This window comes from Ruania suaedae, assembly GCF_021049265.1.
GTDB classification, from domain to species: Bacteria; Actinomycetota; Actinomycetes; order Actinomycetales; family Beutenbergiaceae; genus Ruania; species Ruania suaedae.
Genome location: NZ_CP088018.1, coordinates 2,367,841 through 2,390,930, shown reverse-complemented (window position 1 = coordinate 2,390,930; position 23,090 = coordinate 2,367,841). Strand labels below are relative to the sequence as shown.

Below are 23,090 nucleotides of genomic sequence, written 5' to 3'. Positions count from 1 at the left end.
CTCCAGCGTAGACGCGCTTACAGTGGGGGCGTGCGTACGCTCCTGAACATCATCTGGCTGGTCTTCGCTGGCTTCTGGCTCGCGCTGGGCTATGCCCTCGCCGGGGTGATCTGCTGCATCCTGATCATCACCATCCCCTTCGGCATCGCCTCGTTCCGGATGGCGAGCTACGTGATCTGGCCGTTCGGCCGCGAGGTGGTGCGCCGGTCGGATGCCGGAGCCGGTTCGACCATCGGCAACATCATCTGGTTCATCGTGGCCGGCTGGTGGCTGGTGATCGAGCACATCATCACCGCGATCCCGCTGTTCATCTCGATCATCGGCATCCCGATGGGCTGGGCGAACCTCAAGCTCATCCCGATCTCACTGACACCGTTCGGGCGGGAGATCGTCGAGACGCACCGACCGTTCGCGAGTTGAGCGAGTCCTCGCGATCGAGATCAGTCGGGCGTCGGTAACCCTCACCAGATCAGCCGGGGCTAGCGAGATGTCGAAGCCGCGCCTGCCACCGGAGACGTAGATTCGTTCCCACTGTTCGGCTGATGAGTCCACGACGGCGGGCAGCGCCGTTCGCTGGCCGATCGGGGAGATGCCGCCCGTGACGTACCCGCTGGAGCGCTGCGCCGCAGCCGGGTCCGCCATCACCGCCTTCTTGTGTCCGAGCGCCTGCGCGAGCGCCTTCAGGTCCAGGGTCGCCGTCACCGGGAGTACCGCCACCGCCAGCCCCCGTGCTGCCCGGAGCCCGTCCACTTCCGCGACCAGCGTCTTGAACACCATCTCCGGCGGCACACCGAGCGCGGCCGCTGCCTCCAGGCCGTAGCTCAGTCCGCTCGCCGGATCGTGGGTGTACGGATGGGTCCGGTAGTCCACCCCGGCGCGGTCCAGGCCCAGGGTCGCGGGGGTGGTCACGACCCGCTGACGGTCACGGTCACGTCGGTGGCCTCGCCGGACCACTCCGTCACGATCAGCACCAGGGTGCCGGCCGCGAACTCCGACTCCAGCAGCGGATCGCGATCCTCGTTGTCGGGATCACGGTCGTCGTTGCTGCGCACCCGCCCTTCGCCGTCGAGGGTGAGCAGCACCGGGTCACCGGTCCCGGTGTCCTGCACGTCCACCACGTACTCGCCCGCGTCCGGGAGCTCGACCGAGCCGACCCATGGGCCACCGGCGGGGACCGAGACGGTCGATTCCTGGTCCAGCGCCACCTCATCGGTCACCTCGGTGGCGCTCACCGCGAAGTCGCTCGCCATCCCGTCCAGCTCGGTCACGGCCACCGTGTACTCACCGGGATCCAGCGAGACGGCGACGAAGGGGTCCAGTGACGAACCCGCCAGCTCCTCGGCCAGCTCCCGCCCGCGGTCGTCGCCGGCGGCGACCTCGTTCCCAGCGGCGTCGGTGACCACGACCTGCAGATCCTCCGCCCCGGACTCGGTGCGCACGTCCAGCAAGAGCACCGCCGGCGTCTCCACGGCGAGCTCACCCTCCCACCGGCTCCCGGAGGCGACCTGCGCGGACGTCTCCTCACCGAGCATCAGCGTGCCAGTGCTCGCCCCGCCGGACCCGCCGCCCGGGCCGGGGGTGGGAGCATCCGGCTCGCGGCGGCCTGCGAGCGCCCACCAGCCGATGCCAGTGATCAGCAGCAGCGCCAGCACCACCAGTGAGGCGACGGCGGCCACCCCACCGGGGGTTCCGCGCACCCCGCTTCCGAACACCTTCGTGCCGCCGGAGGTGCGCCCTTCGTCGGGCGTGCCCCACGCCGAGGTCTGCCACCCGCCGGGGGTGCCCGGGCTGACCATGACGTCGGGGCGCTTGCGCGTCACCGACTCCAGGTAGGGATAGTCCTCGTGCGCCGACTCGGCCCCGCTCGGCTCATGGGCGGCCGGCAGCAGCGGCCGGTAGTACTCCGTCCACGAGTCCCCGTCCCAGTACCGCTCCTGGTTCTCACCGGAGGGGTCGGGATACCAGCCCGGTGCCTGCTCGTTCACCCGGCCATCGTACGGGCCGGGCCGACGTCGACCGCGGAGAGGACCACCCTGCCCGCCTCGGCGCTCGCGGGCAGATCCACGGTCACCCGCAGCCGCCAGTCACGGTCGCCCTCGGGATCGTCGAGCACCTGCTCCACCTGCCAGCTCTCGCCCTCGGGGGTGATCGTGACCATCCCGCCCGAGCGTGCCTCCGGCCCGATGCCGAGGTGGTCGTACTCGTCCCAATAGCCGTCCATCGCCTGTGCCCAGGCCTCGGCGTCCCAGCCGATCCCGGCGTCCAGGGCACCGAGGGACGCGTGGGCCTGTCGGGCGGCCAGCTCCACCCGATGGAAGACGGCGTTGCGCACCAGCGCACGGAACGTGCGCGGGTTCGCGGTGACCGGGGCGTCCGGCCCCGGACCGAAACGTGCCTCCTCCTCGGAGGCTGCGCCGTCGGGGTCCTCCTCGAGCGCGTGCCCGGCCTGCAGGGCCTCCCACTCGGCCAGCAGCGAGGAGTCGATCTGCCGCACCGAGGTGCCGAGCCACTCGATCAGATCGGCCAGCTCCTCGGTGCGCATCGACATGGGAACCACCTGCCGCAGCGCCTTGTAGGCGTCGGTGAGATAGCGCAGCACCACCCCCTCGCTGCGCGCGAGCTGGTAGCGCGAGATCAGCTCGGAGAAGGTCATCGCGTGCTCGACCATCTCGCGCACCACCGACTTCGGCTTCAGCTCGTAGTCGTCCACCCAGGGGTTGGTGGTGCGGAACTCCGCCAGCGCGGCGGTGAGCAGCTCGGCGAGCGGGCGCGGGTAGGTGATCTCCTCCAGCGCGTCCATCCGCTCGGTGTAGTCCATGCCCTCGGCCTTCATCGCACCGATCGCCTCGCCGCGGGCTGCCTTCTGCTGCCCGATCAGCAGCGGCCGCGGGTCCTCCAGAGTGGACTCGATCACCGAGACCACGTCGAGGGCGAAGTCCGGGTGCTCGGGGTCGAGCAGCTCCAGCGCTGCCAGCGCGAACGGGGACAGCGGCGCGTTCAGGGCGAAGTCGTCCGGCACCTCGCCCACCAGCCGGACGGTGCGGCCCTCGGCGTCGGGCGCGGGCAGGCGCTCCACCAGGCCCGCCTGCCGCAGCGTGCGGTAGATCGAGATCGCCCGGCGCACGTGCGGATTGCGATCGGTGGGGGAGTCGTGGTTCTCGGTCAGCAGCCGCCGCATCGCCGGCAGCGCGTCCCCAGGCCGGGCGAGCACCCCCAGCACCATGGCGTGGGAGACCGAGAACTGGGAGGTCAGCGGCTCCGGCTCGGAGTCACGCAACCGCTCGAAGGTCTTGTCCGTCCAGTTCACCACCCCGGTGGGGGCCTTCTTGCGGACGATCTTGCGCTTCTTCTTCTCGTCGTCGCCGGCCTTCTTGAGCGCCTTGGCGTTCTCGATCACGTGCTCGGGTGCCTGCACGATCACCTCGCCGACGGTGTCGTAGCCCGCCCGGCCCGCTCGCCCGGCGATCTGGTGCAGCTCCCGGGCGCTCAGGTGGCGGGACTTCACGCCGTCGTACTTCGTCAGCCCGGTCAGCACCACCGTGCGGATGGGGACATTGATCCCCACCCCGAGGGTGTCGGTGCCGCAGATCACCGGCAGCAGCCCGGCCTGGGCCAGGCGCTCGACCAGTCGGCGGTAGCGGGGCAGCATCCCCGCGTGGTGGACCCCGATGCCGCTGCGTAGCAGCCGCGAGAGCGTGGAGCCGAAGCCCTTGGCGAAGGTGACATCCCCCAGGGCCTCGGCGATGCGTGCCTTCTGTGCCTTGGAGGCCACCTGCACCGAGGTGAGCGCCTGGGCCTGGGTGACGGCGGCGGCCTGGGTGAAGTGCACCAGATAGGCCGGGGTGCGGTGGGTGCCGAGCAGTTCGGTGATGATCTCGGTGATCGGTTCGGTGGAGTAGGTGTAGGTCAGCGGCACCGGGCGTTCGGTGTTGGCGATCACCGCGACGGGCAGGTCGGTGCGGCGGGTGAGATCCTCGGCGAAGTAGCTGACATCGCCGAGCGTGGCGCTCATCAGCAGGAACTGGGTGCCGGTGAGCTCGAGCAGCGGCACCTGCCAGGCCCACCCGCGCTGGGGGTCGGCGTAGAAGTGGAACTCGTCCATCACCACCTGGCCGGCATCGGTCTCGCTGCCGGCACGTAGGGCGCGGTTGGCGAGGATCTCGGCGGTGCAGCACAGGATCGGCGCGTCGGCGTTGATCGAGGAGTCCCCGGTGACCATGCCGACCTGGTCGGCGCCGAAGATGTCCACCAGGTCGAAGAACTTCTCGCTCACCAGGGCCTTGAGGGGTGCGGTGTACACGGTGCGCAGCCCGCGGGCCAGTGCGACGTAGTGGGCCGCGACGGCGATCAGGGACTTGCCCGACCCGGTGGGGGTGGAGCAGATGACGTGCGAGCCGGTCACCAGCTCCAGCAGCGCCTCCTCCTGGTGCGGGTACAGGCTCAGCCCTCGCCCGGCCGCCCAGTCGGTGAAGGCCTCGACGAGTGCGTCGTCGTCGGCGGGGTCCGGGGGCAGGGTGAGTGTCATCGGCTTGATTGTCTCAGGGTGTCCGGTGTCTCAGGGTGTCCGGGTGCTGAACATCGCATCCGGCGGCATGCCCCGGAGGCGGACGCTGGGGGATACTGCCACCATGACCCGTCCGCTGTGCTTCCTGGCGTCGCGCACCCACGAGGTGGCGGCGGATGCCGAGTACGCGAGCGTGCTGGCCCATACCGGGCTGAGCGAGGCCGAGCTGGTGCGGATCCGGCTCGACCGGGGCGAGCCGGTCGGCGACGTGCGCCGCTTCGCCGGGATCATCCTCGGCGGCAGCCCGTTCACGGTGAGCACCCCCGAGCACGAGAAGTCCCCGGTGCAGCGCAGCGTGGAGGCGACCCTGCTGGAGGTGCTGGAGGACGTCGCGCGCTACGAGATCCCGTTCCTCGGCCTGTGCTACGGCGTGGGAATCGTGGGTCGCTGGGCCGGCGGCCTGGTCGATGCGACCTACGCCGAGGACACCGCCGCAGTCGAGATCTCCCTCACCGGGGCCGGTCGGCAGGACCCGCTGCTGGCGGGGCTGCCCGAGCGTTTCCGTGCCTACGTGGGGCACAAGGAGGCGTGCACGACCCTGCCGCCGGGCGCCGTCGTGCTGGCCACCTCACCGGCGTGCCCGGTGCAGATGTACCGCTTCGGACCCGGTCAGTACGTCACGCAGTTCCACCCGGAGATGGACGCCGCAGCGGTCCGGTTGCGCATCGAGGTGTACGTCAACTCCGGCTACTTCGCGCCCGAGGACGTGGCCGAGGTGATCGCCCGCACCGCCAGCGCCGAGGTCGCGGAGGCCCACGCCGTGCTCACCTCGTTCGCGCGACTGTGCCGGTCACCGGTGGGCCACTCAGGCGTGCGCGGAGAGGATCTCGCTGTTCAGCCGCGGCCATAGTTCCCCGTGCAGATCGGCACGGAACGGCTGAGCACCCAGGAAGGCCGCCGTCAGCCGGGCCTGGGGGTCCACCCACAGGAAGCTGCCGGACTGGCCGAAGTGCCCGAACGTGGCCAGATCGGCCTCGGGTGCGGTCCAGTGCGGTGACTTGCCCGCCCGGATCTCATACCCCAGCCCCCAGTCGTTATGGGTCTGGTTGCCGAAACCGGGCAGCACCCCGGCGAGCCCGGGAAAGGCCACCGTGCGCGCCTGCTGCGCCAGATCGCCGTCGAGCAGGGTCGGCGTGAGAAGCTCCAGGCCGAGGCCGAGCGCGTCCAGGGTGGAGCCGCCGGCGGCGTAGGCGGCGCTGCCGTGGAACTCCACCGTGCTCAGCTCCAGCGGCTCGAGCACCACTTCACGGGCCCAGAGCGCGAAGTCGGTGTCCACGGCGTCGGAGACGTGCCCGGCGAGAGTCTCGAAGCCGACGTTGGAGTAGACGCGGCGCTGGCCGGGGGTCTGGGTCGGACCGCCGGCCTCGAAGGGGAGCCCGGAGGCGTGGGCGAGCAGGTGCCGCACGGTCGAGCCCTCCGGCCCGGCCGGGTCGTCCAGGTGCACGTGACCGCGGTCGACGGCGATCAGGGTCGCCAAGGCGGTCAGCAGCTTCGTCACCGACTTCCACGGCCGTGCGGCCTCGACCTCACCGTCGAGGCTGAGGATCCGGGTGTCGGAGGAGACGGCGAGGGCGACGGGGAAGTCGAACGCGTCCAGCGTGGGGTAGGTGCTCACCCGGCTAGCGTCTCAGACTTCCCGGCCGCTCTCAGCGTCGCCGAGCTCGATCCCGTACAGGGTGCGCATCGCGGCGACGACCTCCTCCAGCCGGCCGGTCGAGGCGTGCTCGCGGGCGCGGGTGGTCGGGGTGTGGATCAGCACGCTGGCGAAGTGGCGCAGGGCGCGTTCGGTGTCGTCGTCGGCATCTCCGCGCGAGCGCGCGCGGGCCAGCTCGGACTCCAGCACCTGTTCCACGTGCGAGCGGTAGGCCACGATCGCCGGTGCGGCGGCGTCCTCGGCCGAGCGTTGCTCGAACTCCTGCGCCGCCTGGTCGACCAGGTCGAACGCCTCGGCGCTGGCGTTGAGCTCCTGCACCGGTGCGTGCAGGCTGATCGTCTCCAGGTCCAGCAGGTCGACGCCCTGCAGGTGGGCGACATCCTTGCTGACGTTCGCCGGCAGGCCCAGGTCAACCACGAGCAGCGGGTGCCCGGGTGCACGCTGCGCCTCGGCCAGGTCGGGCGCCGTCAGGGTGAGGACGTTGGTGGAGGTGATCACCAGATCTGCCCGGCGCAGCGCCTCGACCCGGTCCTCGGCCGGTACGGCCCGCACGCCCTCGCGCAGGGCGAACTTCTGCTCCCGCCCCGAGGGGGAGGCCACGTCGACCACCCCGACGCCGCGATCACGCAGCGCCGCTAGAGTGGTTCGGGCATAGGCTCCGGTGCCGACGATGAGCACGTTCGCGTCCCGCCAGGCGGGGAGCCGGGTCTCGGCCAGGTCGAGCGCGAGGCGCACCATCGAGCGGCCGGCGGCGTTGATCCTGGTGGTGTTCTTCACCCCGCGGGAGGTGGTGGAGGCCATCTGGAACAGCCGCTCCAGGCTCGCGGTGGTGGTACCGGCGGTGCGCGCCTCGGCCAGTGAGCGGCGCACCTGACCGGCGATCTCGTCCTCGCCCAGGACCACCGAGTCCAGACCGCTCGCCACCGCGAACAGGTGGGCAGCCACCCGGCTCGCCTTCATGGTGCGAGTGCGGTGACGCAGCTCGGTCACATCGACCCCGGCATGGGAGGCGATGCGGTCCACCGTGCGCGCGAGCACGACCTCGGCCTGTCGGTCGGTCTTGGCGTCCACGTCGAGATAGGACTCGTACCGGTTGCAGGTGGCCACCACGACGGCACCACGCACCTCGGGATCGTCCAGGTGCGGGGCCGATCCGCCGGCGGCGGAGAGTCGTTCCAGGAGCGTGAAGTCAGCCGTCCGGTGACTTGCACTCACACATACCAGCACCCGTCCATCGTAAGAGCGCCGGGTGGCGCAGATCGGGACGGGGTGTCACATCCCAGGTGGCAGGACGCGCGGTGCGCGCGGTGGCGCGGCTGCGGTCGCTGCAGGTGTGGGGGAGGTTACGCGGGCAGGCCGGTCAGTCGACCGGTCAGTCGGCAAGGTCGCGTTCGGCGATGACCTTGGTGGGTGTGACGCGAACGAGCAGTTCGCCGGGCACGCCGTTGCGCGCGCCGAACTCCTCGGCACGCTCGGCGCCCATGTACCGCTCGGCGATGGTGGTGGCCCAGCGGCGCACCTGGTCGAGGTCGTCGACGAGCGCGACCGTGCCCTCGACCGTGACGAAGGTGAAGGGGGGGACGTCGTCGTGGAAGCTCAGCGCGATCTGACCGGTGCGGCGCAGGGAAAGCCCCTTGACGGTCTCGGCGCCGGTGTTGAACACGATCTGCCCGGATTCGTCGTCGAAGGCCACCCAGACCGGCACCACATGCGGACGGCCGTCCTTGCGGGTGGTCGCTGCTGCCACGGTGCGGGCGGGGGTCGCGCGGATGAACGCCTGGACCTCGTCGTCGGTCATCGATGCCATGGAGGTGGCAACCGCGGGGCAGGTCGCCGCATTCCCTGCCTGTCACCATGACCTCATGGCAGATCACGACGGCGTCCCCTCCTCCCCGCAGCCGCCCACCGTGGTGGCGCTCACCATCGCCCCGGGTTCGCGGTTGCCCACCAAGGACGTGGCCGGGGTCGAGGTGGAGGCCGGTCGCGGGATCGTGGGGGACCGGTACCACGGCACCAAGCATCGCCACGTGACGGTGCAGTCGCTGGAGGGATTGCGGGCCGCGGCCGAGGATCTGGGGGCGCCGATCGAGCACTCCGGCACCCGCCGCAACATCACCGTCTCCCACGGTGAGATCCCCTCCCGGCCGGGCGAGCGGATCCGGATCGGGCACGTCGAGCTGGAGGTCGTGCGCATCGCGGCACCCTGCCGGCTGCTGGACGACTGGATCAGCGACGGTGCGCGAATCGTGCTGCGCGGCCGGGCGGGGACGGTGTTCCGGGCGCTGACCTCGGGTCCGATCGAGATCGGGGACCGGATGGAGCTCAGGCCGTGATCGCCGCGGCGAGGGCGTCGGGGTGGCTCACCATCCCCATGTGGCCCCCGGGGACCTGAGCGACGGTGTGCGGGCCGATCCGCTCGGCGGCGAGGCGTTCGAGGAACTCGGGTGGGAAGAGACGATCCGAGGCGAAGGCGAGCACCGCCGTCGGGGTCGGTGGCCAGCGGGGGCCGGGCCAGGGCTGGGAGAACGCGCGGTCGGACTGGTCGCGTTCCCAGGCCTGGGCTGCCCTACGCTGCTCGGCGCTGAACTGGTGGTAGAAGAGGTCGTCCATGGCGAGTGGCAGGGTCAGACCCTCGCGGGCTGCGGCCCGCTCGTGCGCACGGGCCTGGTCGGTTGCGCTCCACCACTGGCTGCCGGATTCGTTCGGGGCGGGGATCATCGGGCTGAGCAGGGTCAGGCGCGTGACCGGAAGCAGGCCGGGCAGGAGCCCGGCGGTGAAGGCACCGAAGGAGTGGGCGACCACGTGCACGGGCTTGCCGGCGGCGCCGTCGCGCTCGGCGGCGTCCACCGCGGTCTGTGCGTAGATTTCGAGCGAGGCCTGCTCGTCCTCGCACGGTAGGTCGACGGCGGTGCTCGAGTGGCCCAGGGCCGTCAGCCGTGCGCGGAGCGGGTCCCAGTAGGCGGGGTCGCAGCCGGCGCCGGGGATCAGGAGCAGATGGGGTCGGTGCGCGGGTGACGGCGAGGTAGCCATGCGGCACGCTACTGCGTGACAACCGGGGCCGGCGACGGACTGCGGCGATGTGCGCTCTGACCTGGGGTGATGGGGCGGTGTCGGTGGTCGGTGGGAGGCTTCTTTCATGACATCGACAGCCACCGCATTCTCGTTCTCGGCTCCGGCCGAGAAGGAACTGCTGGCTGCCGTGCGGGCCAATGGGGTGGCGGCTCGGGCGGTGGAGGTCGAGCGCGCGGAGTTGGTGCTGGCGTGGGTGCGTGAGTCGGTCGTGGACCCGGAGGAGACGACCCAGGACGCGGTCTTCGACCCCGACGTTCATGTCGGGGTGCCGGGGACCGAGCAGCCGATGCGGCTGGCCGGGGAGGGTGCCCCGTGGGTGGCCGATCTCGGTTTCACCCGCCTGGCCGCAGCGCTGGGACAGTCCAACGAAGCCGCCATGAACTACGTCGGTGCGGTGGTCGAGCTGGCCTACCGCCTGCCGGTGTTGTGGTCCCGGGTGCGGGCCGGGCAGGTCAGTGTGCATCGGGCCAGGACGGTGGCGCGGTTGAGCAAGAGGCTCCCCGCCGCTGGTGCCGCCCGGGTCGATGCCCAGGTCGCCTGGACGATCGGGACCTGCTCGGTGGCTCAGATCGAACGCACCGTGGCTGCGGCGGTGGCGAGGTTCGACCCCGAGCAGGCCGAGAAGGACCGCGAGGCGGCGTTGGAGGGGCGACGCGTCGACATCGACCTCGATCAGGTGGCGACCGCGACCGATCCCAGCGCCGGTGCGGTCATCACCTTCGGCGGCGGCCTCGACCTCGCCGACGCACTGGACCTGGAAGCAGCCATCTCCGCCCGCGCAGCCGCGTTGAAGGCCCTCATGCCCGGTGCCAGTGAGGACGTGCGACGCTCGGTCGCCCTCGGCGACCTCGCCCGCGGCCACACCTCCCTGGCCCGGGCCACCGGGGACGATGACAGTGCCAGTGACTCCGGCGACCCCAACGAAGCGACGGGGCGGACGGTGTTGCTGTATCTGCACCTGTCCGCCGCCGACCTCGATGAGCAGTCTTCTGGTGTGGGGCGGTGTGAGAACACCCGCTCCCCGATCACCGCCGAGCAGGTCCGCACCTGGTGCGCCACCGCCGGGCGGGTGCTGGTGCGGCCGGTGATCGACCTCAACACCGAGTACGCGGCCACCACCTATGAAGCCAGCCCCAGGCTGCGCGAGCAGGTCATCCTGCGCGATGGCACGTGCCGGTTCCCCTACTGCCACCGCACCGCCCGATCAGCCGACCTGGACCACATCGACCCCCACGAGGACGGCGGGCCCACCACCTCGACCAACCTCGCCGCCCTGTGCCGGCGCCACCACCGCGCGAAAACGCACGCGGGCTGGACCTACCAGGTGATCACCCCCGGCACTTACCACTGGGCCAGTCCCGACGGCGGCGCCTACCTGGTCACCCCCGCCGGCACCTACAACCTGCCCAGCACACCGGGGACCACAGCGACCTCGACCGCACGGGTGCGCCAACGAGCCCTGGACTCGATGCACGCCGCCGCCAAAGCGATCTCGCCACGTCCTCACAGCCCCAGAGCCGGCAGTCGCACCGGCAGCACCGACCCGCCACCCTTCTGATCACCCCGCCCCGGACCCCGCCGACCACCACCTCCGACGGGGACACCGGCATGTGCAGGGCACGCCAGGGAGCGTCGCTGGAGCGCATCCAGGCCGCCCATGGTGCAGCGGCGCCGCCCGTCGATGTCAGAATCGAGCGCGTGACTCTTCCCGAGCAGCATCCCCTCCACGCCGCCACCTCCGACTCCTCGCTCATCCGCGCCTACCGTGGGCAGCGCCCCGAGACCACGCCGGTCTGGTTCCAGCGGCAGGCCGGGCGGTCCCTGCCCGAGTACCGCGAGCTGCGCCAAGGTACCCGGATGCTGGATGCCTGCCTCGATCCCGACCTCGTCACCGAGATCACCCTGCAGCCGGTCCGCCGGCACGGCGTGGACGCCGCGATCTTCTTCAGCGACATCGTCGTCCCGCTGAAGATCGCCGGTGTCGATGTCGACATCGTGCCCGGTACGGGCCCGGTGATCGAGCATCCGGTCCGCACCGCGGCAGATGTGGCCGCGCTTCGCGAGCGCACCCTCGATGACCTCGCGCCCATCACCACCGCCATCGCCCGCCTCGCCGCCGAGCTCGGCCCCACCCCGCTCATCGGTTTCGCCGGCGCCCCCTTCACCCTTGCCGCCTACCTCGTCGAGGGCGGGCCCTCCAAGGACCAGCTCGCCGCCCGCACCCTCATGCACGCCCAGCCCGAGGTCTGGGCGGACCTGATGACCTGGCTGGCCGATCTGACCGGGGAGTTCCTGCGCGCCCAGGTGATGGCCGGCGCCTCGGCCGCCCAGCTCTTCGACTCCTGGGCCGGCGGACTCTCCCTGGCCGACTACCAGGCCTACGTCGCGCCCTACTCCGCCCGGGCGCTGCGGCCCGTCCGCGGCCTCGACGTGCCGACCGTGCACTTCGGCGTCGGCACCGGCCACCTGCTCGGCGCCATGCACGAGGTCGGCGTGGACGTCGTCGGGGTGGACTGGCGCACCCCCCTCGACCAGGCCGCCGCCGCCCTGCCCGGCGTCCCCCTCCAGGGCAATATCGACCCCGCCCTGCTCGCCGCCCCGTGGGGCTCCCTCACCTCCCACGCCTCCGACGTCCTCGCCGCCGGCCGGGCCGCGCCCGCGCACGTGCTCAACCTCGGCCACGGCGTCCCCCCGGCTACCGACCCCGACGTCCTGACCCGCCTGGTCGCCTGGGCGCACGAGCAGTGACCTCCCGCGTGAGCGACGTCGCCGTGGTCGGCGGGGGAGTGGCGGGCCTGGTCGCCGCCCGCGCCGCCGCCGATGCCGGCGCCTCGGTCACGCTGGTGGAGGCCTCGCCGAACTTCGGCGGCCTCGTCCGCCACCACGAGCTCGCCGGCCTCACGCTCGACGCCGGGGCGGAGAGCTTCGCCACCCGTGGCGCCCACGTCGCCGCCCTCGCCGAGGAGCTCGGGCTCGACGTCGTCACCCCCCTCCCCGTTCCCGCCCGCGTCCTCATCGACGGCGTCCTGCACCCGCTCCCGCAGGCCGGTGTGCTCGGCATCCCCACCGACCTGGATGCCCCCGGATTGGCTGACGTCCTCGGCACCGGCGGCCTCGCCCGGGCCCGCGAGGACCTGACCCTCCCGGTCACACCGGACCCGGACGCCTCGCTCGCCACGCTGATCCGCTCGCGCATGGGCCCCGCGGTGCTGGACCGGCTGGTGCGCCCCATCGTGCGCGGCGTGCACTCGGTGGAACCGGAGGAGTTGCGCGCGGAGGTCTTGCTGCCGCGCATCCACGAGCGCCTCACCACCCACGGCTCCCTGGCCGCCGCCCTGGCCGACCTCCGCGCCGCCTCACCCGCCGGCAGCGCCGTCGCCGCGATCGACGGCGGTGTCCACCGCCTCATCGAGGCACTCGTGCGCGACCTCACCACCCGCGGCGTCACCCTCGCTCCCGCCACGCTCGTGCGCGAGGCCCGGCGCACGTCCGCAGGCTGGGAACTGACCGTCACCGATCACGACGGCGCCCCCCGCCTCCTGCAGGCCACCTCCCTCGTGCTCGCCTCGGCCCCGCACACCTGGCCCGCCCTCGCCGACCACCCCGGCCTGGCCTCCTACGCCGCCGACTGGCCCGCGCCGCAGCAGATCGATCTGCTCACCCTCGTCCTGGATGCCACCTCCCTCCCGCCGCACGATCAGGCAGGCACCCTCGTGGCCGACCCGGGGGAGGGCGCCAAGGCCCTCACCTACGCCAGCGCCAAGTGGGACTGGGTCGGGCGCGTGGCTGGGCCCGAGCGCATCGTCGTGCGCCTGTCCTACAGCACCCGCGCCGACGGCAGCCCGATCGTCCCTGAGGACGAGCGCGCCCAGCGCGCCCTCGGCCTGCGCGATGCAGCCCGGCTGACCGGCACCGGCCCGCCCTGGCCGGATGATGCCCTGCTCGGACTCGCCCGCACCCGCCTCACCCCACCGGCCCCGGTGCTCGGGTGGGAGACATCACAGCGGGTCGGCCCGCTGCGGGAGGCGAGCGACGCCGTCGGGAACCTGCACCTGACGGGCGCATGGATCTGCGGATCCGGCCTCGCCTCGGTGGTGCCGCACGCCCAGACGGCGGGTGCGGCGGCAGCGCACCGGCCGTGAACTGACAGCCAGTCGCAATCGGCCCCATCCCCCCGGTTTACGCTGATGAGGTGGATGAGGCAGAGACTGACGCGCAACCGCACGGCTACACGCTCTGGGCCGTGCTCCGGCAGGACCCCCACCGGCGGCCCACCGCCGGCCCAGGCTCCGACGCCGTCGCCGAGCTCGAGACCGCACTGACCGCCACCCCCGGGGTCACGGTCCGAGGGCTCTACGACGTCTCCGGTTTCAAGGCCGACTCCGACGTGATGATCTGGCTGCACGGCGACCGCGCCGAGGACCTGCAGGCCGCCTGGCGCACGCTGCGCCGCACCAGCACCCTCGGCGCCCTGCTGCCCACCTTCAACGCCATGGGCATCCACCGCGAGGCCGAGTTCAACGCCCGGCACGTGCCGGCCTTCCTGCGCGGTAAGGAACCGAAGGACTGGCTGACGATCTACCCCTTCGTGCGCTCCTACGAGTGGTACCTGCTGCCCGAGGAGGAGCGGCGCGCCATGCTCGCCGACCACGGCCGCCGCGGCGCGGCCTTCCGGGGCGTGCTCGCCAACACCGTGGCCGCGTTCTCTCTCGGTGACTACGAGTGGATCCTCGCCCTCGAGGCCGACGAGCTGACCGAGCTGGTCGACCTCATGCGCGACCTGCGCTACACCGAGGCCCGGATGCACGTGCGCGAGGAGGTGCCGTTCTACACCGGACGGCGCGTCGGCGCGGCCGAGCTGGTGGAGATCCTGTCATGAGCGCAGGCACCGGCATGAAGCCGCCCCCGGCCACCGAGGCCCACCTCGCCCCGGGCGCCCTCGTACCCGCCGCCAGTCCCGCGGCCGCGCACGGACCCGAGCACGTGAGCGAACCCACCGCCTACGACGCGATCCTCCTCGCCGGCTTCGGCGGTCCCGAGGGTCAGGACGACGTGATCCCGTTCCTGCGCAACGTCACCGCCGGGCGCGGCATCCCCGACGAACGGCTCGAGGAGGTCGCCACCCACTACCGCCACTTCGGTGGGGTGAGCCCGATCAACGAGCACAACCGCCAGCTCAAGGCTGCCCTGGAGACCGAGCTCGCCGCCCGCGGCATCGACCTGCCGGTCTACTGGGGCAACCGCAACTGGGACCCATACGTGCCGGACGCCCTGCACGAGGCCCACGCCGCCGGCCACCGCCGCTTGCTCGCGATCGCCACCAGCGCCTACTCCTCCTACTCCAGCTGCCGCCAGTACCGCGAGGACATCGCCGACGCCCTCGAGGCCACCGGCCTGGCCGGTGAGCTCGAGGTGGACAAGGTGCGCCAGTTCTTCGACCACCCCGGGTTCGTCACCCCGTTCTGCGACGCCGTCGCCGGCGGGCTCGCCACCCTGCGCGAGCAGGGCGCCACGAACGTCGAGGTGCTCTTCGCCACCCACTCCATCCCGACGGCGGACGCCGAGCGTTCCGGTCCGGCCCACCTCGAGCTCGGCGAGGGTGGCGCCTACGCCGCCCAGCACAAGGCGGTTGCGCAGGTGGTGATGGACGCCGTCGGCGCCCAGGACGTGCCCTGGCAGCTGGTCTACCAGTCCCGCTCCGGCCCGCCGACCCAGCCGTGGCTCGAGCCCGATGTCAACGACGCCATCGCCGCCCTCCCGGCCAGCGGGCGCGACGGCGTGGTGATCGTCCCGCTCGGCTTCCTCTCCGATCACATGGAGGTCCTGTGGGACCTCGACAACGAGGCGATGGAGACCGCCGGTGAGCACGGCCTGCACGCCGTGCGGGTGGCCACCCCGGGGGTGCACCCGGCGTTCGTGACCGGCCTGGTGGATCTGGTGCTCGAGCGCATCCGGGCCACACCGGCCGCGGACCGGCCCGCGCGGACCGGCCTGGGCCCCTGGTACGACGTGTGCCGACCCGGCTGCTGCGAGAACGTCCGCCGCGGGTTCGGGCCCGCGGTCTCGGGTCTGCAGCCGTGACACTCGGGCCCCTCAGGCTGGGAACCCGCGCCTCGGACCTGGCCCGCACCCAGGCGGGCACCGTGGCCGACGCCCTGGCCGCCGTCGGGGCGCCGTGCGAGCTGGTGCCGATGACCAGCGAGGGTGATCTGACCCGCGCCTCCCTCGCCAGCCTCGGCGGGACGGGCGTGTTCGCCGCCCGGTTGCGCACCGCGCTACTGGCCGACCAGTGCGACCTGGTGGTCCACTCCTACAAGGACCTGCCCACCACCCCTCACCCCGGCCTGCAGGTGCTGGCCAGCCCCTCCCGGGAGGACCACCGGGACGCCCTCTGCGCCCGCGACGGCCTCACCCTCGCCGAGCTGCCGCACGGGGCCCGGGTGGGCACGGGGTCCCCGCGCCGCGTGGCCCAGCTGCGCACGCAGCGCCCCGACCTCGACGTGGTCGACATCCGCGGCAACGTCGGCACCCGCCTCGGCTTCGTGACCTCCGGCGACCTGGACGCCGTCGTGCTGGCCGCCGCCGGCCTGCACCGGCTCGGTCTGGACGAGCGGATCACCGAACTCCTCGCATGGCCCACCGCGCCCGGCCAGGGCGTCCTGGCGGTGGAGGTACGCACCGATCCCGCAGGTGATCTCCCGCAGGCGCTGGCGCAGATCCACGACGGCGGAACCTGGGCGTGCGCCCAGGCCGAGCGCACCGTGCTGGCCACCCTGGAGGCCGGGTGCGCGGCACCCGTCGCCGCCCACGCCACCCTCGACGGCGACCGGCTCACCCTCCGCGCCCAGGCCTACCGGCCCGGCGGGGGAGAGGTGCTCGAGGCCTCGGCCCAGGTGGATCCCGGCGTGGCCGTGGCCGCCGGAGCCGACGTCGCCCGCCGGCTGCTCGCCGACGGGGCCGCCGAATGGATCCATGACTGAGCGTCTGCAAGGAACGGTCCTGCTGCCCCGGGGCGGCGCCTGGGGAGACCGGGCGGCCGGCTCTGTTCGAGCCCGCGGCGGGACGCCCTGGGTGGTCCCGTTGCTGTCCACGACCCCGGTCGAGGGGCCCGAGATCGACGCCGCCCGCGCCGGGCTGGCCGCCGGTGAGTTCGACTGGCTCGTGGTGACCTCCGCCGCGACGGTCGACCTCGTGCGCGGCTGGGATGTCTGCGCCCGGGTCGCGGCGGTCGGGCCCGCCACGGCGAGCACCCTGCGGGAGGCGGGGATCGCCGTCGACCTCGTGCCCGAGCACACCTACTCGGCCACCGGGCTGCTGCAGGTCTGGCCCGAGACCCCCGGTGAGAGGGTGCTGATGCTGCGCTCGGACCTGGCCCGGGCGAGCCTGGCCGACGGGTTGGCCGAGCGAGGGTGCCGGGTGAGCGACGTCGTCGGGTATCGCACGACCGCGGCCCCGGTGGGTGATGAGGACGCGGCCGGCGTGCGCGACGGGCGGGCGGACGCGGTGCTGGTGACCAGCGGGTCGGTGGCCCGGGCCCTGGCTGAGCTGCGACCACCGGCGAGTACGGTGGTGGTGAGCATCGGCCCGCTCACCACGGCCGAGGCCCGCGAGGCCGGGCTGACCGTGGGAGCCGAGGCCGGCGAGCGCACCCTCGACGCCATGCTCGACGCCCTGGCCGCTGCACAGGAGGAGAAGTCATGAGGATCCGTCCGCGCCGGCTGCGCCAGTCCCCGGCGATGCGCCGGCTCGCACGCCAGACCCGGCTGCACGCGAGCGAGCTGGTGCTGCCCATGTTCGTGCGCGAAGGTCAGGACCCGCGCCCGATCGATTCCATGCCCGGGGTGGTGCAGCACTCGATGGACTCCTTCCGTGGTGCGCTGGTCGAGGCCGCCGGCGCCGGTCTGGGCGGCGTGATGCTCTTCGGCGTGCCCGCCGAGCGGGACGCCGTGGGTAGCGGCGCGAGCGATCCCGCCGGGATCCTCAACGCCGCCACCGAGGTGGCCGTGGCCGAGGTGGGGGAGGCACTCGTGGTCCAGACCGACCTGTGCCTGGACGAGTTCACCGACCACGGGCACTGCGGCGTGGTGGACGAGCGGGGCAGGGTGGACAACGAGGCCACCCTCACCCGCTATGCCGAGATGGCGCTGGCGCAGGCCCGTGCCGGGTCGGCGCTGCTGGGCTTGAGCGGCATGATGGACGGCCAGGTCGCCCACGTGCGCGAGGCCCTCGACGCCGAGGGCTTCACCGACGTGGCGCTGCTCGGCTACGCCGCCAAGTACTCCTCCGCCTACTACGGACCCTTCCGCGAGGCGGTCGACTCCCAGCTCACCGGGGACCGGCGCAGCTACCAGCTCGACCCCGGCAATCGCCGCGAGGGGCTGCGCGAGGCCGAGCTCGACATCGCCGAGGGCGCCGACGTGGTCATGGTCAAGCCGGCCTCGTCCTATCTGGACGTGCTCGCCGACGTCGCCGCGATCAGTGAGGTGCCCGTCTGGGCCTACCAGGTCTCGGGCGAGTACGCGATGGTCGAGGCGGCTGCCGCCCAGGGCTGGCTGGACCGCGACGCCGTGATCGCCGAGAGCGTGCTGGCGATCCGCCGTGCCGGCGCCGAGGCGGTGCTGACCTACTGGGCCACCGAGCTGGCCCATCGACTGCGCAACGAGGAGCTGTGATGACGTCCCTGTTCGATCGAGCCGCCGCCGTCATCCCCGGCGGGGTGAACTCGCCGGTCCGTGCGTTCGCGAGCGTCGGGGGAGACCCGGTCTTCCTCGACCGCGCCGCCGGGCCCTACGTCTACTCCGGCGAGAGCGAGTACGTCGACCTGGTCGGCTCGTGGGGCCCGGCCATCCTCGGCCATGCCCATCCCGAGGTGGTGGCCGCCGTGCAGGAGGCCGCCGCGCGCGGGCTCTCGTTCGGGGCACCGACCCTGGCCGAGGTCGAGCTTGCCGAGACCATCCGGGACCGGGTACCGCCGGCCGAGCTGGTCAGGTTGGTCTCCACCGGCACCGAGGCCACCATGACGGCGCTGCGGCTGGCGCGCGGAGTCACCGGCCGGGACCTCGTCATCAAGTTCGCCGGGCACTACCACGGCCACTCCGACGGGCTGCTGGCCGACGCCGGCTCCGGCGTGGCCACCCTCTCCCTGCCCGGCTCGGCCGGGGTGCCGGCGGCCTTCGCCGCCCAGACGATCGTGCTGCCCTACAACGATCTCGACGCCGTCCGCGCTGCGTTCGCCGCCCACCCCGGCCAGATCGCCGCCGTGATCACCGAGGCGGCCGCCGCGAACATGGGCGTGGTCCCGCCCGAGCCCGGGTTCAACGCCGCCCTCGCCGAGATGGCCCGCGCCGACGGCGCACTGTTCATCGCCGACGAGGTGCTGACCGGTTTCCGCTCCGGCCCCGCCGGCTGGTGGGGCGTGGAGGGGGACTGGACTCCCGACCTGCTCGCCTTCGGCAAGGTCATCGGCGGGGGGATGCCGGTCGCGGCGCTCGCCGGGCGCGCCGAGGTGATGCGCGCGCTGGCCCCCACCGGTCCCGTCTACCAGGCCGGGACGCTCTCGGGGAACCCGGTGGCCGTGGCCGCCGGGCTCGCCACGCTACGGCGGGCCGACACCGCCGTCTACGCCCGCGTGCAGCACGTGGCCGACACCGTCTCCCTCGCGGTGGAGCAGGCGCTCGTCGCCGAAGGTGTGCCGGCCGCTGTGCAGCGCGCCGGGACGCTGTTCTCGTTCGCCTTCGGGTCCGCCGCCGAATGCGGCTGGGCGGGAGCGAACCCGCGCGACTACGCCGAGGTCCAGGCGTCCCAGGCCTGGCGCTACCCGGCCTTCTTCCGCGCCATGCTGGAGGCGGGGGTGAGCCTGCCGCCGTCGGCCTTCGAGGCGTGGTTCGTCTCGGCGGCCCACGACGACGCCGCGGTGGAGCGCATCCTGGCCGCGCTACCGGCCGCCGCTCGCGCGGCGGCCCAGGTGCGGCCCCGGGACTGATGGGCCTCAGCGGTCGCGCGCCCAGGCCGCTCCGAGCGTGAAATGGCTGGAGACGTCGTAGTAAGCCATGGCCTCGGCCACCCGGCGCCTGGCGGTGCGGTGGGCCAGTCCCAGCCGGGCGGCCGCCGCCTCCATCGTCATGCCCTGATTCATCAGGTGCAGCATCGGATCCCACGGTTGTGGCTCCCGCCCGATCGGCGTGCCTGCCTGCCAGGTGGCCGTGAAGATCGCGGCCACCGCCTCGGCAACCGGCGTGGAGCGGATGGTGAGCACGGGGGTGGGCCACGCCTCGCCCCAGGCGTCGGGAATGCCGGCGACCGCGCCGTCGGACACCCACAGGAAGCTGGGCGGGTCGGGGTGTGCACGCACCTGCGTACCGCGTGCCAGCATCCGCGCCAGCGGCTCCCGCCAGCGCGGATCGGTGGCGTCTGCCCGGCTCACCACCAGCCGGACGCGCAGGTTGGTCATCGCCGTCCGCGCCCAGTCCCCGATGTCCTCGCTGCGCCCGGCGAGCAGCGGGGACAGGTCGGGCAGACACAGGTCGCAGTGGCGCGGGGTGTCGCGGGTGAAGTGGGTCATCCACGCCTCGTTCGGGGCGCGCGGGCCGCGGGCGACGTCGACCGGGATGCTGCGTTCGTCCGCGCCGCCGGCCTCCCAGGCCTGCAGCAGGGCCGGTAGCGTGCCGAGCCGGGCCGCGATGTCGTCGGCGGCCCCGGCGAGGTGCTCGACCATCGACCGCAGGTCGCGGCCGACCGCCTCGGTGGCAGGGATCTCCGGGCGGCGATAGGTCAGCGCCCCGTCGGCACCCTCCAGGTAGCCCAGGTCGCGGAGCTCGTCGAGGCCGCGTGCGACCTCCGGCTCGGACCTCCCGGTAGCGGTGGCCAGCTCGGATGCGCTGGCGGCGCGACTGCTCAGGGCCTCGCTCAGCAGTCGGGTCAGCTCGCTCGACAGCGGCATGGGACCTCCCGATGTACACCTGTATGGCCACTTTAGGCCATGGGCAGCCTCTGGCCACGAGGTGGCCACTACCGTCGCTGAGGTCAGGGTTCGGTGGACGGGAGCAGGCGATGGCGGGATGGGTGCGGGCGGGTCGTGCCCTGGCCGTCGCCCTGGCACTCCTCGTGCCCGCAGGGGTGGGGCAGACGCCCACTGAGACCTCGCTGACGGCGGACGTCCCGGACGAGGCCGTGCAGGGGCCGTGGGAGGACTACTACCTGCTGCCCTCGGATCCGGGCTCGCGCCCCTCCTACCTGTTCAGCGGTGAGGCCTCCGGGCCGGAGGAGTTCTTTGTCCGCGTCTCGGGGACGACCCTGGGCGGGACCACCGTGACGATCTGCGAGTCCCGACCTACGAGCCAGGTGAGCTGCGCTGGGCCTGCCGGTACCACGTCCCGGATCAGGGCCCGATGCCGACGACGTACGGCCTGCTGGCCGAGATGTTCGTCCCGGGCGAGGACGAGAGCGAGGCGATCGCAGGACTGGGCATCATGCGCACCCTCGGCTCACCGGACGTGGACTCCCGGGACGTCACCTCCGACGGCGAGGAGGCTGTGCTGGGGGGCACGCGCCTCGAAGGCATGGGGATCGAGGTCTACGAGGGCCGGCACGTCGGTGCGAACCCGCCGGAGGGAGCCGAGCCGGTGTGCGCCGACCTCGCCTGGTCACAGCCGCAGTGGTCGTGCGAGGTCGACACCAGCGGCTTCGAGGCGGGCAGCCATGTCTACAGCGTCCGCCACGTCCCGATCGAGGGCGACCCGGGCGGGATCGAGTATCCGATCGCCTCCGGATATCGCTGGATCGAGGTGGAACAACCGGAGCGGGAGCCCGAGCCGACGCCTGAACCTACGCCGACGCCGGAGCCGGAACCCACGCCCGAACCCACTCGCGAACCGGCCCCCGAATCGACGCCTGAGCCCACGTCGGACCCCACCCCTGAAGCGGTCCCGGAGCCGAGCCCGGAGGCTGACCCCTCTCCGGTACCTCAACCGACTCCAGTACCCGACCGGACCCGGGCGCCCGAGCCCACGGACGTGCCCTCGGACGAGCCCTCGGAGGAACCCACCGCGCCCGTCACCGGAGCCTCACCGGCGTCGCCGGTGACCGCAGGGTCGTCAGCGCCCTCCACCTATGGGCACGCGCTGACCGCGGTGACCGAGGCGGTCACGAGCCCGCCGGCGCTGGGTGGCGCCGCGGTGACGATGGCCGGGTTCCTGGTGCTGGTCGCGCTGCCCTCCGAGCTACTGCACGCGACGCTGCGGAGCAACTATGCCCGCGCCTTCGGATTCCTCGCGTTGTGGCGCCGCCGCTGGGCCCGGCTCGAGCGACTCACGCTGCCCGGCTGGCTGGATGTGGCTGGCGATGTGGCTGGCCTTCGCGACCACCAACGGCATCGGCGTGGCGATCGGCTGGGCACTCGGTCACCGCTACGGCGCCGGGCCCCGGCTGACCCTGATGCCCGGATTCATCCTGCTCACCGCTGCAGGGGCACTCCTCTCGCGTCTTCTCAGCCTGCAACCGGCCATCATCTTCGGGGTGCTGGTGATGACGACCTTCGGCGCCGGCATGACCAGCGCACAGCGGGGCAGGCTCGCGGCTGCCGTCTGTGCGGCCTTCACCGGGCTGGGGCTGCTGGCTTGGCTCGGCCACGGTCTGATCGCTCCCGGTGCCACCGGCTACGGCGCGGAGCTGCTGCGCGAGTACCTGACCACTCTGCTCACCGGGGCCATCGGGTACTGCGTGGTCGCCCTGCTGCCCCTGACGTTCCTGGACGGGCAGCGGATCGTGCGCTGGTCCAGGCTCGTGTGGGCGGCGCTCTACGCCGTTGTGATCGGACTCTTCCTGCTCGCGGTGGCCCCGCTGCCCGGATCCTGGCAGGAGGCCACGCGCGCGGCGCTGCTGTGGTGCGGAGCGTTCGGCGCCTTCGGCGTGGTCTCGGTGGCGGTGTGGGCGTGGTTCAGGTTCAGGACTCCGCGATCTCCTTGATACGTGCCAGGCGCCGGTCCCATCCGCGGCCGATGGTCTCGAGCTGCCCGGCCAGCCTCGACAGCGGCGCACCGACGGCGCGATAGCGCAGCTGGCGCTGGCCAGGGTCCACCTGCTCGACGAGCCCGACCGCGGCCAGGACCCCCAGGTGCTTGGCGATCGCCTGCCGGCTCACCGGCAGCGCCCGGGCGAGCTCGCTGGCGGACAGGTCCGCCGAGGCGAGGGCCGCAAGGATCTGCCACCGTGTCTCATCCGCCAGGGCGGCGCACACCGACCGGACCTCCTCGGGGGGAGCCTCGAGCGCGGTGGTCGCAGACGTCACGCCTGGGCCTGCGCCTTCTGCACGCCGCCGGTGGTGACGAACTCGGAGAGCCAATCGAGCACGGCGTTCCACCCCTCGGTGTTCTCCTCCATCGCGGACCGGCGAGCCGCGGCGGACTTGTTGAGGAAGCCCGACTCCACCATGGCCAGGTGCGTGCCGCCGTCGTGGTCGGTGAGGGTGAAGCGGACAGTGGTGGCGGTCGCGTCGATCTCGCCCTCGAGATCGCCCCAGGTGAAGACCAGCTCCGTCGGCGGGTCGATCACGTCCAGCCGCACCGGGAAGGGTCTGCCTTCCCAGAAGAAGGAGCCGACGGATCCGGTGCGCCAGCCGTCCGGGAACTCCGAGGGGTGGCCCCACCACGTCTCGATGTGTTCGGGACTGGCCAGGGCCTCCCAGACGCGCATGCGGGGGGCGGCGATCCGGATGGTCCGGGTGATGGTGCCGGCGTCGATGTCCGCGACGGCCGGGTCGATGGCTGGATCGGTGTGGTGCGACATGATGTCCTCTCGGGTGCA

Annotated in this window: 23 protein-coding genes; 13 read left to right on the top strand and 10 right to left on the bottom strand. The window is 72.6% G+C overall.

Annotation, left to right across the window (positions count from 1 at the left end):
* The first annotated feature begins 30 nt into the window (after nt 1-30).
* On the top strand, nt 31-420 hold the full coding sequence (locus LQF12_RS10990) for a YccF domain-containing protein (RefSeq protein WP_231052976.1): 390 nt from the start codon (nt 31-33) through the stop codon (nt 418-420).
* On the opposite strand, the gene ybaK is transcribed toward LQF12_RS10990, so the two are convergent.
* The 3 genes from ybaK to LQF12_RS10975 are packed head-to-tail and all read right to left on the bottom strand — an operon-like array spanning nt 364 to nt 4,525.
* Nucleotides 364-909: a Cys-tRNA(Pro) deacylase gene (gene ybaK / locus LQF12_RS10985; RefSeq protein WP_231052975.1), complete on the bottom strand. Its 546-nt coding sequence runs from the start codon at nt 907-909 to the stop codon at nt 364-366. The two genes, LQF12_RS10990 and ybaK, sit on opposite strands and share 57 nt — an antisense overlap.
* A complete protein-coding gene (locus tag LQF12_RS10980) occupies nt 906-1,985 on the bottom strand; it encodes a DUF2510 domain-containing protein (protein WP_231052974.1) in 1,080 nt (359 codons plus the stop codon). The genes ybaK and LQF12_RS10980 overlap by 4 nt, the downstream gene beginning before the upstream one ends.
* Nucleotides 1,982-4,525, bottom strand: a complete 2,544-nt coding sequence (locus LQF12_RS10975) for a DEAD/DEAH box helicase (RefSeq protein ID WP_231052973.1) — start codon at nt 4,523-4,525, stop codon at nt 1,982-1,984. The genes LQF12_RS10980 and LQF12_RS10975 overlap by 4 nt, the downstream gene beginning before the upstream one ends.
* A 103-nt stretch (nt 4,526-4,628) precedes the next feature.
* Here LQF12_RS10975 and LQF12_RS10970 point away from each other — a divergent pair, with 103 nt between their 5' ends.
* Complete coding sequence (locus LQF12_RS10970; RefSeq protein WP_231052972.1) at nt 4,629-5,414, top strand: glutamine amidotransferase; 786 nt, start codon at nt 4,629-4,631, stop codon at nt 5,412-5,414.
* On the opposite strand, the gene LQF12_RS10965 is transcribed toward LQF12_RS10970, so the two are convergent.
* The 3 genes from LQF12_RS10965 to LQF12_RS10955 all read right to left on the bottom strand — a co-directional run bounded on the left by LQF12_RS10965 (nt 5,370) and on the right by LQF12_RS10955 (nt 8,016).
* The gene (locus tag LQF12_RS10965; RefSeq protein ID WP_231052971.1) at nt 5,370-6,179 is read right to left on the bottom strand and encodes a serine hydrolase domain-containing protein; all 810 of its coding nucleotides are present in this window, start codon (nt 6,177-6,179) and stop codon (nt 5,370-5,372) included. The genes LQF12_RS10970 and LQF12_RS10965 overlap by 45 nt on opposite strands.
* Nucleotides 6,180-6,191: 12 nt before the next feature.
* Entirely contained in the window at nt 6,192-7,445 is a 1,254-nt protein-coding gene (locus LQF12_RS10960; protein WP_231052970.1) for a glutamyl-tRNA reductase, read from the bottom strand.
* Between the two features lie 145 nt (nt 7,446-7,590).
* Nucleotides 7,591-8,016 carry a PPOX class F420-dependent oxidoreductase gene (locus LQF12_RS10955; RefSeq protein ID WP_231052969.1) on the bottom strand — a complete coding sequence of 142 codons (426 nt, stop codon included), beginning with the start codon at nt 8,014-8,016 and terminating at the stop codon, nt 7,591-7,593.
* Nucleotides 8,017-8,080: 64 nt separating this feature from the next.
* On the opposite strand from LQF12_RS10955, the gene LQF12_RS10950 reads away from it, so the two are divergent.
* Complete coding sequence (locus tag LQF12_RS10950) at nt 8,081-8,551, top strand: MOSC domain-containing protein (protein WP_231052968.1); 471 nt, start codon at nt 8,081-8,083, stop codon at nt 8,549-8,551.
* Here the strand turns inward: LQF12_RS10950 and LQF12_RS10945 are convergent.
* Entirely contained in the window at nt 8,541-9,248 is a 708-nt protein-coding gene (locus LQF12_RS10945) for an alpha/beta fold hydrolase (protein ID WP_231052967.1), read from the bottom strand. The genes LQF12_RS10950 and LQF12_RS10945 overlap by 11 nt on opposite strands.
* Before the next feature lie 106 nt (nt 9,249-9,354).
* On the opposite strand from LQF12_RS10945, the gene LQF12_RS10940 reads away from it, so the two are divergent.
* From LQF12_RS10940 to LQF12_RS10900, 9 genes are all read left to right on the top strand, one after another.
* Nucleotides 9,355-10,848, top strand: a complete 1,494-nt coding sequence (locus LQF12_RS10940; RefSeq protein ID WP_231052966.1) for an HNH endonuclease — start codon at nt 9,355-9,357, stop codon at nt 10,846-10,848.
* Nucleotides 10,849-10,988: 140 nt separating this feature from the next.
* A complete protein-coding gene (hemE, locus tag LQF12_RS10935; RefSeq protein WP_231052965.1) occupies nt 10,989-12,038 on the top strand; it encodes a uroporphyrinogen decarboxylase in 1,050 nt (349 codons plus the stop codon).
* Nucleotides 12,039-12,046: 8 nt separating this feature from the next.
* Nucleotides 12,047-13,432 carry a protoporphyrinogen/coproporphyrinogen oxidase gene (locus LQF12_RS10930; protein ID WP_231052964.1) on the top strand — a complete coding sequence of 462 codons (1,386 nt, stop codon included), beginning with the start codon at nt 12,047-12,049 and terminating at the stop codon, nt 13,430-13,432.
* Between the two features lie 50 nt (nt 13,433-13,482).
* Nucleotides 13,483-14,169, top strand: coding sequence for a hydrogen peroxide-dependent heme synthase (hemQ, locus tag LQF12_RS10925; RefSeq protein ID WP_231052963.1), 687 nt, complete (start codon nt 13,483-13,485; stop codon nt 14,167-14,169).
* On the top strand, nt 14,166-15,371 hold the full coding sequence (locus tag LQF12_RS10920; protein WP_435531182.1) for a ferrochelatase: 1,206 nt from the start codon (nt 14,166-14,168) through the stop codon (nt 15,369-15,371). Before hemQ ends, LQF12_RS10920 begins: the two co-directional genes overlap by 4 nt.
* Nucleotides 15,368-16,270 carry a hydroxymethylbilane synthase gene (hemC, locus tag LQF12_RS10915; RefSeq protein ID WP_231052962.1) on the top strand — a complete coding sequence of 301 codons (903 nt, stop codon included), beginning with the start codon at nt 15,368-15,370 and terminating at the stop codon, nt 16,268-16,270. Before LQF12_RS10920 ends, hemC begins: the two co-directional genes overlap by 4 nt.
* A complete protein-coding gene (locus LQF12_RS10910) occupies nt 16,263-16,991 on the top strand; it encodes a uroporphyrinogen-III synthase (protein ID WP_231052961.1) in 729 nt (242 codons plus the stop codon). Before hemC ends, LQF12_RS10910 begins: the two co-directional genes overlap by 8 nt.
* Nucleotides 16,988-17,962, top strand: a complete 975-nt coding sequence (gene hemB / locus LQF12_RS10905) for a porphobilinogen synthase (protein ID WP_231052960.1) — start codon at nt 16,988-16,990, stop codon at nt 17,960-17,962. The genes LQF12_RS10910 and hemB overlap by 4 nt, the downstream gene beginning before the upstream one ends.
* Nucleotides 17,962-19,272, top strand: a complete 1,311-nt coding sequence (locus LQF12_RS10900; RefSeq protein ID WP_231052959.1) for a glutamate-1-semialdehyde 2,1-aminomutase — start codon at nt 17,962-17,964, stop codon at nt 19,270-19,272. Before hemB ends, LQF12_RS10900 begins: the two co-directional genes overlap by 1 nt.
* Before the next feature lie 6 nt (nt 19,273-19,278).
* Here LQF12_RS10900 and LQF12_RS10895 read toward each other — a convergent pair whose 3' ends face one another.
* Nucleotides 19,279-20,229 carry a hypothetical protein gene (locus LQF12_RS10895; RefSeq protein WP_231052958.1) on the bottom strand — a complete coding sequence of 317 codons (951 nt, stop codon included), beginning with the start codon at nt 20,227-20,229 and terminating at the stop codon, nt 19,279-19,281.
* A 1,388-nt stretch (nt 20,230-21,617) separates the two neighbouring features.
* On the opposite strand from LQF12_RS10895, the gene LQF12_RS10890 reads away from it, so the two are divergent.
* Entirely contained in the window at nt 21,618-22,253 is a 636-nt protein-coding gene (locus LQF12_RS10890; protein ID WP_231052957.1) for a hypothetical protein, read from the top strand.
* On the opposite strand, the gene LQF12_RS10885 is transcribed toward LQF12_RS10890, so the two are convergent.
* Together LQF12_RS10885 and LQF12_RS10880 are read right to left on the bottom strand one after the other, a co-directional pair.
* The gene (locus tag LQF12_RS10885) at nt 22,231-22,575 is read right to left on the bottom strand and encodes an ArsR/SmtB family transcription factor (protein ID WP_231052956.1); all 345 of its coding nucleotides are present in this window, start codon (nt 22,573-22,575) and stop codon (nt 22,231-22,233) included. The two genes, LQF12_RS10890 and LQF12_RS10885, sit on opposite strands and share 23 nt — an antisense overlap.
* Complete coding sequence (locus LQF12_RS10880) at nt 22,572-23,072, bottom strand: SRPBCC domain-containing protein (RefSeq protein ID WP_231052955.1); 501 nt, start codon at nt 23,070-23,072, stop codon at nt 22,572-22,574. The genes LQF12_RS10885 and LQF12_RS10880 overlap by 4 nt, the downstream gene beginning before the upstream one ends.
* Nucleotides 23,073-23,090: the final 18 nt, after the last annotated feature.